Origin of the sequence: Amycolatopsis sp. MEPSY49 (assembly GCF_051337345.1) — a bacterium.
Taxonomy (GTDB): Bacteria; Actinomycetota; Actinomycetes; order Mycobacteriales; family Pseudonocardiaceae; genus Amycolatopsis.
Genome location: NZ_JBDLYJ010000005.1, coordinates 160,054 through 171,976 on the forward strand (window position 1 = coordinate 160,054; position 11,923 = coordinate 171,976).

General features: G+C 73.5%; 11 protein-coding genes and 1 pseudogene. 5 read left to right on the forward strand and 7 right to left on the reverse strand.

Going from position 1 to position 11,923, the window contains the following annotated elements; translation table 11 throughout:
- Positions 1 to 7 precede the first annotated feature (7 nt).
- Positions 8 to 643 (forward strand): septum formation family protein, encoded by a 636-nt coding sequence (locus ABFJ78_RS23865; protein WP_436388570.1) that lies wholly within the window; start codon positions 8 to 10, stop codon positions 641 to 643.
- Positions 644 to 646: 3 nt separating this feature from the next.
- On the opposite strand, the gene ABFJ78_RS23870 is transcribed toward ABFJ78_RS23865, so the two are convergent.
- Together ABFJ78_RS23870 and ABFJ78_RS23875 are read right to left on the reverse strand one after the other, a co-directional pair.
- The gene (locus ABFJ78_RS23870; RefSeq protein WP_436388571.1) at positions 647 to 2,128 is read right to left on the reverse strand and encodes a cobyric acid synthase; all 1,482 of its coding nucleotides are present in this window, start codon (positions 2,126 to 2,128) and stop codon (positions 647 to 649) included.
- Between the two features lie 194 nt (positions 2,129 to 2,322).
- Positions 2,323 to 3,246 (reverse strand): annotated as a pseudogene (locus tag ABFJ78_RS23875) (cobalamin biosynthesis protein); the annotation flags it as partial.
- A 36-nt stretch (positions 3,247 to 3,282) separates the two neighbouring features.
- Between ABFJ78_RS23875 and ABFJ78_RS23880 the strand changes: the two are divergent.
- From ABFJ78_RS23880 to ABFJ78_RS23895, 4 genes are all read left to right on the forward strand, one after another.
- The gene (locus ABFJ78_RS23880; RefSeq protein ID WP_436388572.1) at positions 3,283 to 3,930 is read left to right on the forward strand and encodes a bifunctional adenosylcobinamide kinase/adenosylcobinamide-phosphate guanylyltransferase; all 648 of its coding nucleotides are present in this window, start codon (positions 3,283 to 3,285) and stop codon (positions 3,928 to 3,930) included.
- A 13-nt stretch (positions 3,931 to 3,943) separates the two neighbouring features.
- Positions 3,944 to 4,957 (forward strand): nicotinate-nucleotide--dimethylbenzimidazole phosphoribosyltransferase, encoded by a 1,014-nt coding sequence (gene cobT / locus ABFJ78_RS23885; protein WP_436388573.1) that lies wholly within the window; start codon positions 3,944 to 3,946, stop codon positions 4,955 to 4,957.
- 127 nt (positions 4,958 to 5,084) lie between these two features.
- The gene (locus tag ABFJ78_RS23890) at positions 5,085 to 5,825 is read left to right on the forward strand and encodes an adenosylcobinamide-GDP ribazoletransferase (protein WP_436388574.1); all 741 of its coding nucleotides are present in this window, start codon (positions 5,085 to 5,087) and stop codon (positions 5,823 to 5,825) included.
- Between the two features lie 32 nt (positions 5,826 to 5,857).
- A complete protein-coding gene (locus ABFJ78_RS23895) occupies positions 5,858 to 6,544 on the forward strand; it encodes a helix-turn-helix transcriptional regulator (RefSeq protein ID WP_436388575.1) in 687 nt (228 codons plus the stop codon).
- On the opposite strand, the gene ABFJ78_RS23900 is transcribed toward ABFJ78_RS23895, so the two are convergent.
- The 5 genes from ABFJ78_RS23900 to ABFJ78_RS23920 form a co-directional block, all read right to left on the reverse strand.
- Positions 6,528 to 6,884: a VOC family protein gene (locus ABFJ78_RS23900; RefSeq protein ID WP_436388576.1), complete on the reverse strand. Its 357-nt coding sequence runs from the start codon at positions 6,882 to 6,884 to the stop codon at positions 6,528 to 6,530. The two genes, ABFJ78_RS23895 and ABFJ78_RS23900, sit on opposite strands and share 17 nt — an antisense overlap.
- A gap of 81 nt (positions 6,885 to 6,965) precedes the next feature.
- Entirely contained in the window at positions 6,966 to 7,982 is a 1,017-nt protein-coding gene (gene cobC, locus ABFJ78_RS23905; protein ID WP_436388577.1) for an Rv2231c family pyridoxal phosphate-dependent protein CobC, read from the reverse strand.
- Positions 7,975 to 9,306, reverse strand: coding sequence for a cobyrinate a,c-diamide synthase (locus tag ABFJ78_RS23910; RefSeq protein ID WP_436388578.1), 1,332 nt, complete (start codon positions 9,304 to 9,306; stop codon positions 7,975 to 7,977). Before ABFJ78_RS23910 ends, cobC begins: the two co-directional genes overlap by 8 nt.
- On the reverse strand, positions 9,300 to 9,914 hold the full coding sequence (gene cobO, locus ABFJ78_RS23915) for a cob(I)yrinic acid a,c-diamide adenosyltransferase (protein WP_436388579.1): 615 nt from the start codon (positions 9,912 to 9,914) through the stop codon (positions 9,300 to 9,302). The genes ABFJ78_RS23910 and cobO overlap by 7 nt, the downstream gene beginning before the upstream one ends.
- A complete protein-coding gene (locus ABFJ78_RS23920; protein ID WP_436388580.1) occupies positions 9,914 to 11,857 on the reverse strand; it encodes a putative cobaltochelatase in 1,944 nt (647 codons plus the stop codon). Before ABFJ78_RS23920 ends, cobO begins: the two co-directional genes overlap by 1 nt.
- Positions 11,858 to 11,923: the final 66 nt, after the last annotated feature.

Consider the following 11,923-nt stretch of genomic DNA (forward strand, 5'->3'; position numbering starts at 1 on the left):
GGGACCCTTGTTCGACGAGACGCGCTCGACGCTGTCCAGCCACGCCCAGACGACCGTCCGCGGACCCGTCGAGTCCCCCGGGACCGACGGGTTCGCGATCACGGCGTTCGTCCTGGGGCTGCTCGGCGTGGTCCCGCTCGCCGTCGGCTTCGGGATCCGCGCCCTGACCCGGATCGGCCGCACCGGCCGGGACGGCACCGGCCTGGCGATCGCCGGGCTGGTGCTCAGCGTGCTCTGGACCATCGGCGGCTTGGTGGCGATCACGCCGCAGCAGGCCAAGCACGCGGCGGCGGCCCCGGACTACATCGACACCATGGCGATCGGCGACTGCCTGGACTCCGACGCGGACAGCGCGCAGGTGATCAGGGCCGCCTGCGACCTGCCGCACGACGAGCAGATCGCCGCGCGGGTCGACGTCGGCAACGGGAACGAGACCTACCCCGGGCTCACCGCGCTGCAGGAACTGGCGCAGCCGGTGTGCCGGATCGCGGCGGCCGCGTCCTTCACCGGGGGCACCACGCCGCCCGGCATCGAGTTCGCCGCGCACGTCCCGACCGAGTCGTCCTGGAACGCCGGGGCCCGCGAGACGGTCTGCACCGTGCGGCAGATCAGCGGGAAGCTCACCGGGCCCGTCCGGCCCTGATCGTCAGGGCGCGCCGGGCGGGACGAACGGCAGGTCCCTCGGGGCGCCCAGCTCCAGCAGGGTGCTCAGCGCCGCCGTGTCGAGGTGCTCGTCGATCGCGTCGGCCAGCTTGTCCAGCATCTGCTCGCGCAGGTCCGCGAAGCCGGGAGCGTCCGGCGCCGGGGTCCACTCGACGCCGGACTGGGCCGCCGCCTCCGTGAGCCAGGCGCGGCGGAACGCGTCGTTCTCGAAGGCGCCGTGCCACATCGTGCCCCAGACCGCGCCGGCGCGAACTCCGTCCAAAAAGGACTCCAGGGGCGCTCGGGGCGTCACCGAGCCGTGGTGGATCTCGTACGCCTCGACGGGGGCGCCGCGCCACGTTCCCGTCGGGCGGGCGAGCACCTTCTCCTCGTCGAACGTCACCCGGGCCGGCAGCAGGCCGAGGCCGGGCACCTCGCCCGCGCCGGACTCGACGTCGTCCACAATGGACTCGGCGAGCATCTGGTAGCCGCCGCAGATGCCGAGCACCGGCCGGCCGGCGGCGGCGCGGGCCGCGACCGCCGTGTCGAGCCCGCGGTCGCGCAGCCACGCGAGGTCGGTGACGGTGGCGCGCGACCCGGGCAGCACGACGACGTCGGCATCCGCGACGACGTCCGGGTCGGCGGTGAGCGTGACGGTGACGCCGGGTTCGGCGGCGAGCGCGTCGACGTCGGTGGCGTTGGACGCGCGCGGGAACCGCACGACGGCCACCCGCAGGCCGCGGCCGTGGGCCTCCCGGCGCCAGCCCGCGGCGGCGAGGGCGTCCTCGGAGTCGATCCAGACGCGGTCGAGCCACGGGAGCACGCCGAGCACCGGCCGGCCGGTCACCTTCTCGAGGCTGTCGAGGCCGGGCCGCAGCAGGCCGACATCGCCGCGGAACTTGTTGACCACCCAGCCGGCGACGAGCGCCTGGTCCTCGGCCGACAGCAGGGCGAGGGTGCCGAACATGGCGGCGAGGACGCCGCCGCGGTCGATGTCGCCGACGACGAGCACGGGCAGCCCGAACCGCCGGGCGAGCCCCATGTTGACGTAGTCCCCGCCGCGCAGGTTGATCTCGGCGGGGCTCCCGGCCCCTTCGCAGACGACGACGTCGTAGCGCCCGCTGAGGTCCCGGAAGGCACCGAAGGCGATCTCGGCCAGTCCGGCGCGCCCGGTGGCGTACTCGCCGGCTTCGAGGGTGCCGAAGGGTTTCCCGAGCGCGACGACGTGGCTGCGCCGGTCACTGCCGGGCTTGAGCAGGACGGGGTTCATGGCGGCTTCGGGTTCGACACGGGCGGCGCGGGCCTGCAGCCATTGGGCGCGCCCGATCTCGGCGCCGTCGGCGCAGACCATGGAGTTGTTGGACATGTTCTGGGCTTTGAAGGGCGCGACGCGCACGCCGCGGCGGGCCAGCCACCGGCAGACCCCGGCGGTGACGAGGCTCTTGCCGGCATCGGAGGTGGTGCCGGCGATGAGGAGCCCGCTCACCGCGCGGCCCGCGCTTTGTCCAAAGCCGGCAGCGCGCGGGCGATGTTGCCCATGGCCCGCATTGCGCGGGCAGAGTTGTCCACAGGCCGCACGGCACAGGCGGAGTTGTCCACAGATCGCCGAACGGCCCTTCCCCAGCGCACCCTGCCGATAGACTGGACAGGGGCCGCCCCCCAGGGAGTGGCGGGGGCTGCGACGGCGGCGGCGATGACTGCTGCAGCTGCCCCGACCAGGCGCGACAACCGGACCGCCCGGCGGAGGTCGACCGGTTCCGGGGCTCGTCCCTCCCCCAGCCGCGCGCGGCTCTCCACTTCGCCTCCGTAGCTGTTTGTTCCGCCCAGCCTGATGTCCAGCGCGCCGGCGAACGCCGCCTCGACCTGGCCCGCGTTCGGGCTGGGGTGGTGGTTGCCGTCGCGGCGCCAGATTCGCCACGCCTCGCCCGCGCGTCCCCCCGCCAGCGGTGCACACGCCGCTGTCAGCGCCGCGCCGATCCGCGACGGCACCAGGTTGGCCACGTCGTCGGCGCGGGCCGCGGCCCAGCCGAACCGCCGGTACCGCGGTGACTTGTAGCCGACCATCGCGTCCAGGGTGTTCAGCGCCCGGTAGCCCAGCAGCCCCGGCAGTCCGGCGATCGCGCCCCAGAACAACGGCGCGACCACCGCGTCCGACGTGTTCTCCGCGATCGACTCGGTCGCCGCGCGGGTGAGCTCGGCGGAGTCGAGCGTCGTCGCGTCGCGCGCGCAGAGGTGCGAGAGCCGCGTACGCGCCGAAGGTACTTCGCCCGCTTCGAGCAGTCTGGCCATTTCGGCGCCTTCGGCGGCCAGGCCGCGTCCGCCGAGTACGACCCACGTACACACGGCCGTGAGCGAGAAGCGTGCGAAGGGGCTTCGCCGCGTCGCCGTCTGAAGCGCGACTCCGAGGCCGACAGCGCCGAAGGTGCACAACCCCGCGTACACCGCTCCGCGCGGCTTCGAGTCCGCCCACACGAGACGTTCGAGGCGTGCGGCCGCCGACCCGAACAGCGCGACCGGGTGCCCCCGTCGGGGGTCGCCGAACAGGGTGTCGGCGGCGTATCCGATAACGAGTCCGGCAGCGGTTGTCCCTAGACGGAGTGGCACGTGGCGCACGGTAGCGCGTGCACCACAATGCCGGGTATGACTGCGCCCACCGCCTCCGCCTCTTCCCCGGGCAAGAAGACGCCGGCGAGGCTGACGGCCCGCCTCGCGGGCTACCTCGAGACCCTGGCCCGCGCCCTCCGCCGGTACGGCCGCGACGAAGGCAAGGTGCTCGTCCTCGGCGGCGTCCGCTCGGGGAAGTCGCGGCACGCCGAACGGCTCGTCGCCGGCCACCCGCACCTCGTCTACGTCGCGCCCGGCCTCCCCGCCGGCGAAGACGACCCCGAATGGGCCGCGCGGGTGGCCGCGCACCAGGCGCGGCGGCCCTCGCACTGGAAGACCGTCGAGACCACCGACCTCGCCGGCATCCTCCGGAAGGCGACCGAGCCGCTGCTGATCGACTGCCTCGGCACCTGGCTGTCCCGCGTGCTGGACGACGTCGGCGCGTGGAAGCAGAAGCCCGGCTGGGAACACCGGCTGGACGACCGGCTCGAGGACTTCCTCGCCGCCTGGGCCGCGGCGCGGGTGCCGGTCGTCGCGGTCAGCAACGAGGTCGGCAGCGGTGTGGTGCCCGCAACGTCGTCCGGGCGCCTGTTCCGTGATGTGCTGGGCGCACTCAACAACCGGGTGTCCGCCGACGCCGACCGGGTGGTGCTGGTCGTCGCGGGCCGGGCGCTCGACCTGTAGCCAGGAGGCGCCCGTGTTCGACATACCCGTGCCCGACCCCGCCGCCCGCGCCGCCGCGCAGGAGCGACTCGACGGCCTGGTCAAGCCGCTCGGCGCGCTCGGCAGGCTGGAGGAGATCGCCGCCTGGCTGGCCGCGGCGCACGGGAGCGTGCCACCGCGTCCGCTGGACGACGTCCGGGTGGTCGTCTTCGCGGGCGACCACGGTGTGTCGGCGCTGTCGGCGTACCCGCGCGAGGTGACCGCGGCGATGGTGCGGGTGTTCCTGGCCGGCAAGAGCGGCGTCAACGTGCTGGCGGCCCAGGTCGGCGCGAAGGTGCGCGTGGCCGATCTGGGCGTCGACTGGGACGGCGCGGACGTACCGCCCGAGGTCACGGCGCACAAGATCCGCCGCGGTTCGGGCTCGATCGACGTCGAGGACGCGCTGCTGCCGGGCGAGGCGCGGGCGGCGTTCGAGGCCGGCCGGGCGATCGCCCGCGAGGAAGCGGACGCGGACGTGCTGATCCCGGGCGACATGGGGATCGGCAACACGGCGATGTGCGCGGCCCTGGTGGCGGCCTCGCTGGGGCTGCCGGCCGCCGAGGTGGTCGGCACGGGGACCGGAGTCGACCCGGACGGCCTCGAGCGCAAGACGACAGCGGTCGCGACGGCCCTTACGCGGACGGCGGGCCGGACGGAGGACCCGTTCGACCGGCTGACGGCACTGGGCAGCGTGTGCGTCGCGGCGACGGCCGGCTTCCTGGTCGAGGCGGCGGTCCTCGGCATCCCGGTGCTGCTCGACGGCGTGTTCTCCGGCGCGGCCGCCCTGGTCGCGCGGGACATCGCGCCGGGCGCCGAGCAGTGGTGGCTGGCCGGACACCGGTCGACCGAACCTTCGCAGGCGTTCGCCCTCAAGGCGCTGGGCCTGGAGCCGATCCTGGACTTCGGGCTGCGGCTCGGCGAAGGCAGCGGGGCGGTGCAGGCCGTCCCGACGCTCCGCGCGGCCCGCGCGATCCTGGCGGACATGGGTCTGCTGGCGGACCTGGCATGAGGGCAGCCCCCGCCACTCCCTGGGGGGCGTCCCCGGTCCAGTTTATCGGCCCTCGCCGGGCAAAAACCGCCGCTTGGCGATCTGTGGACAACTTCGTCGCCTCTGCTCGCGCTGTGGACAACTCGGCATGAGCCGGTGGGGCGACTCCGCGCGGATGGCCGTCGGGACGTTGACCACCGTGCCCGTCCCGGCGCCCCGCGTCATCGACCGGCGGGTCGCCGGCGGCGCCATGCTGCTCGCTCCCCTGGCCGCCCTTCCGCTCGCCGTGGCGGCCGGGCTCGTCGTCGCTGCCGGACAAGCTCTTCACCTCCCCTCGCTCGCTACCGCCGCCCTCGCACTCGGCGCCGTCGCCCTCGGCAGCCGCGGGCTGCACCTCGACGGGCTCGCCGACACCGCCGACGGACTCGGCGCCTCCTACGACCGCGCCAAAGCCCTCGACGTCATGCGCCGCGGAGACTCCGGGCCGACCGGCGTCGCGTCGCTCGTCTTCGTCCTGCTCGTCCAGGTCGGCGCGCTGACCGCCGCCGGCCCGGTCACCGCGGCCGCGGGGGTCCTCATCGGGCGGTGCACGCTCTCGCTCGCGTGCGCCCGCGGCGTCCCCTCGGCCCGGCCCGAAGGACTCGGCGCCACCGTCGCGGGCTCGGTTCCCCGCACCGCGGCGATCGCCGTGGGCATCACCGCCGCCGGGCTCGCCACCCTGCTGCCCGGGCTGCCGTGGTGGCGCGGACCACTCGCGGTCGTCCTCGCCTACGCCGTCGCCGCGGCACTCCTGTGGCGGTGCACCAAACGGCTCGGCGGCGTCACCGGCGACGTCCTCGGCGCCGGCGTCGAAGTCGCCGTCGCGGCCGCCTTGCTCGCGCTCGTCTGAAACTGTCGTACCCCCTTCCTAGAGTGCGGCGCGTGAACCGAACCGATCGGCTGTACGCGCTCGTCGAAGAACTTCGTGCTGTCGCCCCTCGCCCGCGCAGCGCGCGCTGGCTCGCGTCCCGGTTCGAGGTGAGCGTCCGCACCGTCGAACGGGACATCAGCGCACTGCAGCAGTCCGGCGTGCCCATCTACGCCGAGACGGGCCGCACCGGCGGGTACTGCCTCGACAAGGCGCACACGATGCCGCCGGTCAACCTGACGCCCGGCGAGGCCGTCGCCATGGCGCTCGCGCTGAGGCACCTCGACGGCACCCCCTTCCGGGCGGACGGGCGCTCGGCGCTGCGCAAGCTCGTCGCGGCGATGCGGCGGGAGGACGTCGAGGCCGCGCAGGACCTCGCCACCTGCGTCCATCTGCTCGGCAGTGGTCCGATCCCGCCGATGCCGCGCGTGCTCGGCATCCGCCGCGTCCTGCGGATCCGGTACACCGACCGCGCGGGCACGGCCACCCGGCGGGAGGTCGAACCGCTCGGCTACGTCGGCAAGCCCGAACACTGGTACCTCATCGCCTGGTGCCGCCTGCGGAAGGAGATCCGGGCCTTCCGCACCGACCGGATCGCCTCCTACACCGTCACCGCCGAGGTGCCGCCGCTGCGCCGGCTGCGGCCCGAGGACCTCGACATCCCGTACGGCGACGTCGAGCAGCTCACTTTGGCGGGGTGAACACGGAGAAGTGGTTGCCGGCCGGGTCGAGCACGTGCGCGAACGTCACGCCGACCGGGTTGACGCTCGGTGGCCGCTGCACCCGCCCGCCGGCTTTCTCGACCTGGCGGCAGGTGGCGTCGACGTCCTCGACCAGCACGGTGAAGATCGCGTAGTTCTCCTCGCCCGTGAACAGGCCGCCGCGCGAGCCGCCGGTGTCGACGACGCGGTAGGCGGCATCGGTGCTCGCCGAGTCGTCTTGCGCGACCTTCCAGCCGAAGACGTCGCCGTAGAACCGTTCGGCGGCCGCCGGGTCGTCGGTGCCGATCTCGAACCAGGCGACGTCGTTGAATCCGGGCATGTCGTTCCTTCCGCTGCCACGCCGGGCGTTTCCCGGCTGCACCCACTTTCGGCCGCGGTGGCGACAACCCCCTGTCGGTGTTTACAAGAGTTTCCGCAACGCGGTCAAGAACGCGTCCGTCGTCGCGCGGTCGCGAACCGCCAGGCGCAGGTGGTCCAGGCCGAGGCCGGGGAATGTGTCCCCTCGTCGCACCGCGAAACCCGCCTCGCGCAGACGTGCTCGCACAGAAGCGCCGTCGGGGACGCGCACCAGGACGAACGGGCCGCGCGGGTCGCCCAGCACCGGCACACCCGCCGCCGTCAAACCCGACACCAGGTACTCGCGGTCCGACTCCGCCGCGATCGCCAGCTTTTCCGCTTCCTCCAGTGCGGACGGACGGCAGCAAGCCACCGTCGCCACGCCGGCCAAAGTGGACACCGACCACGGCACCTGCACCGCCCGCAGCCGCTCGATGACGTCCGCCGGAGCGAGCACATAACCCGCCCGCAGCCCGGCCAGCCCCCACGTCTTCGTCAGACTGCGCAAAACGACGACGCCGGGAACGCCCGAAGCCAGGCTCTCGGCCTCCCCAGGAATCGCGTCCAGGAACGCCTCGTCGACCACGAGGAGTCGCCCAGGTCGCGCCAGGGAAAGCAGGGAAGCCGCCGGGTGCAGGACCGACGTCGGATTCGTGGGATTGCCGACGAACACGAGGTCGGCGTCGGCCGGCACCAAGGCCGGGTCCAGCACGAAACCATCCGCTTCGGACAGAACAACCCGCGAAACCGGATGCCCCGCCGCCCGCAACGCCGCTTCGGGCTCGGTGAACTGCGGGTGCACGACCACCGCGCGCCGCGGCCGAAACGCCGATGCCAGCAGCGTGAACGCCTCCGCCGCACCCGCCGTGACCAGGACTTCGGCAGCAAGACGGCCGTGGCGAGCAGCAACGGCCGTAACAGCATCCACAGTGGACGGATAAGCCGCGAGGGAGTCCAACGCGGACGCGAGTTCGTCGCGAAGCCAAGCCGGTGGCCGCGGCAACCGGACGTTCACGGCGAGGTCGACCAGTCCCGGCTCGACCTCGCGATCGCCGTGGTGATGCAAGTCGTAGTCAGGCATGAGCCCGGACCCGCGTCGCGAACCGGTGGGCCAGCTCGGGGTACCCGGCCCAGTGGACGTGCAGGTAGGACGCGTGCAGTGTCGGCGACGCGAAGCCGTCCAGCTGCCGGTCCCAGCCCCACGCCGCCGAAGTCCCGTGCGACGGCGTTACTTCCGTGCGGTGGAACTCGTGCCCGGTGACGCGCTGACCGGCCGACGCCAGGAGGTTCTCCTCGACGGCGACCGCGCGCCGGTAGCCGAGCTTGCCGCGCGCGGTCATCTTCGCGTCCGCCGGCACCGCGCCGACCATCGGCACGCCGTCCAGCGACTGGCACAGGTACAACAGGCCCGCGCACTCCGCGCTCACCGGCATCCCACGGGCGATGGCCGAACCCACTTCACGCAGCAACGGCGTGTTCGCCGACAGCTCCGCCGCGTGCACCTCGGGAAACCCGCCGCCGAAGTACAGCCCGGCGCAGCCATCGGGCAACGCCTTGTCCCGCAAGGGATCGACGTCGACCACGTCGACGCCGCAGGCGGCCAGCAGCTCGATGTTTTCGGTGTAGCGGAAGGTGAACGCCGGTCCCCCGGCGGCCGCGACCGTCACCCGCGGACCGTCCACACCGGACGGTTCCCAGGCCGGCGCGGAAAGCGGCGGCGCCGCGGACGCGATCCGGACGATCGCTTCGAGGTCCACGCCGTCCCGCACCCACGCGGCCAGCGCCGGCAGCACGTGCCGTGCTTCCGCCGCCCGTTCCGCCGCCGGGACGAGCCCCAGGTGCCGGCTCGGCGCGTGGATCTCCTCGTTGCGGTACAACGCTCCCAGCAGCGGGACGCCGGTCGCCTCCAGCGCGGACGCGATCTCGTCGAGGTGCCGCCGCGAGCCCAGCTTGTTGAGGATCACGCCGGCGAGCCGCACGCGGTTGTCGTAGTGGGCGAACCCGAGGACGGTCGCCGCGACGCTGCGGGAGGCCGCCGACGCGTCCACGACCAGCACCACCGGCGCGTCCAGCAGCCGGGCCACGTGCGCGGTCGAGGCGTAGCCCTCGGTCCCGAGAGCGCCGTCGAACAGGCCCATCACGCCCTCGATGACGGCGATGTCCGCGCCGAGAGAACCGTGCCGCAGCAACGGGATCAACGTGTCTTCGCCCTGCAGGAAGGGGTCCAGGTTCCGCGCCGGCCGCCCGGTGGCCAGCGCGTGGTAGCTCGGGTCGATGAAGTCGGGGCCGACCTTGTGCCCGGAGACGCGGTGCCCGGCCGCGCGCAGCGCCGCCATCAGCCCCGCGGCGACGGTCGTCTTGCCGTGCCCGGACCCGGGCGCGGCGACGACCACGCGCGCTACCACTCGATCCCCCGCTGGCCCTTCTGGCCGGTGTCCATCGGGTGCTTGACCTTGGTCATCTCGGCGACCAGGTCGGCGGCCTCGACCAGCTCCGGCGGCGCGTACCGGCCGGTGATGACGACGTGCTGGTGCCCAGGTCGCGAAACCAATGTGGACACGACATCGTCCACCTCCAGCCAGCCCCACTTGAGCAGGTAGGAGAACTCGTCGAGGACGTAGAAATCGTGCGCCTCGGCGGCGAGTCGGCGCTTGATCTCCGCCCAGCCCTCACGCGCGTTCTCCGCGTGGTCGTCTTCGGTGCCGGACTTGCGTGCCCAGCTCCAGCCCTCGCCCATCTTGTGCCACTCGACCGGCCCGCCCTGGCCGGTGTCGTCGTGCAGCTTCCCCAGCGCCTTGAACGCGGCTTCCTCGCCGACGCGCCACTTCGCCGACTTGACGAACTGGAACACGCCGATCGACCAGCCCTGGTTCCACGCGCGCAACGCCATCCCGAACGCGGCGGTCGACTTGCCCTTCATCTCCCCCGTGTGCACGGCGAGCAGCGGCCGGTTGCGGCGCTGGCGGGTGGTCAGGCCGTCTTCCGGCACCACCGACGGTTTTCCCTGCGGCATCAGGCGGCCTTTCCGGTCCGGGCGCGGACGGCGCTCGCCAGCGATTCGGCGGCGACGTCGGCCAGCGGTACGTGCTCCGCGCCGAGGTGGGCGGCCAACTCGGCGGCCAGTCCGAGGCGCATCTTGCCGCTTTCGCAGTCCATGACGATCGTCGTGACGCCGTTCAGCAACCCGGCCGCGGCCTGGGCGCGCGCGACGGCGTCGGGCCCGCTGGTGGCGCGGCCGTCGGTGACGACGACCAGCAGCGGACGGCGCCGCGGATCGCGGATCTCCTCGACGCGCAGCACGCGCGCGGCCTCCAGGAGGCCTTCCGCGAGGGGCGTCCGGCCGCCCGTCGGGAGGCCTTCGAGGCGGGACGCGGCCGCGTCGACGCTGATCGTCGGCGGCAGCGCGAGCTCGGCGGCGTCGCCGCGGAACGTGACGAGCCCGACCTTGTCGCGGCGCTGGTAGGCGTCGAGCAGCAGCGAGAGCACCGCGGACTTGACCTCGCGCATGCGGGCCTTCGCGCCCATCGAGCCGGACGCGTCGACGCAGAACAGCACGAGGTTGCCTTCGCGCCCTTCGCGCAGCGCGTACCGCAGGTCCTCCGGGCGCAGCTTGAGCGCGGCGCCGTCGCGCCCGCGGGACTTCTGGTGCGGCGCCGCGGCTTTCACGGTCGCGACGAGGTGCGGGCGTCCGTCGCGGACGCTCGGGGGCTGCACGCCGATGGTGCGGCCGCTGTCGGTGATCGCGCGCGACCGGCGTCCGCGCTCGCCTTCGCCCATGCCTTTGACGCGGAAGACGCGGGCTTTGAACGTTTCGCCGGCACCGACGGTCTTCTGCTGTCCGCCGCTGTTCTGCTGCTGGGGCTGGGGTGTGTCTCCCGGTGGGACTTCCTGAGGGGCGTCCTCGGGCGTCGAGCCCGAACCGGGGCCGTCGTCCTCGGGTCCCGGGTCCGGTTGCGCGTCCTGGAGAGCCTGCTCCAGCTGCTCTTCGGAGATTCCCGGGGCGTCGAACGGGTTGCGGCGGCGCCGGTGCGGCAGCGCGAGCCGCGCGGCGACGCGGACGTCGTCGGTGGTCACCTCGTCGCGGCCGGCCCAGGCCGCGTGCGCGACGGCCGTGCGCGCGGTGACGATGTCCGCGCGCATGCCGTCGACCTCGAAGGACGCGCAGATCTCGGCGATCTGGCGCAGGGCGTCGTCGGGCAGTTTCACTGCCGGCAAAAGCCGTTGCGCCGCTTCGATGTCCGCGGCGAGCTGCGCGTCTTCCTCGGCGTACTGCGCGGCGAAGGCGTCAGGATCCGCTTCGTAGGCGAGACGCCGCCGGACGACTTCGACGCGCTGCTCCGGGTCGCGGCTGGAGGCGACCTCGACGGTCAGCCCGAAGCGGTCCAGCAGCTGCGGCCGCAGCTCGCCTTCCTCGGGGTTCATCGTGCCGATCAGCACGAACCGGGCCGCGTGCGACACCGAGACGCCTTCGCGCTCGACGGTCGCGCGGCCCATCGCGGCGGCGTCGAGCAGGGTGTCGACGAGGTGGTCGTGCAGCAGGTTGACCTCGTCGACGTAGAGCAGGCCGCGGTGCGCGGCGGCGAGGAGGCCGGGCTGGAAGTCCGTGACGCCTTCGGCCAGCGCGCGTTCGAGGTGCAGCGAGCCGATGACGCGGTCTTCGGCGGCGCCGACCGGCAGCTCGACCAGCTTCGCCGGGCGCCGGTGGCTCGTCGCGCCGTCGTGCGGACCGTCCGGGCAAAGCGGGTCGGGAGCCGCGGGATCACACGAAAAGCGGCAGCCGTCCACGACGTCCACGCCCGGCAGCAGGCCCGCGAGCGCGCGGACCATGGTCGACTTCGCGGTGCCCTTCTCGCCGCGCACCAGCACGCCGCCGACCGCGGGGGAGATCGAGGAGAGGACGAGCGCCAGGCGCAGGTCCGGCAACCCGACGACGGCGGTGAACGGGTACGGCTTCAACAGCGCTCCTCCGGCTCGGCGACCGGCCGATCATCGCACAGCGCCCGGCTCGCTTAGGGTGGGAAA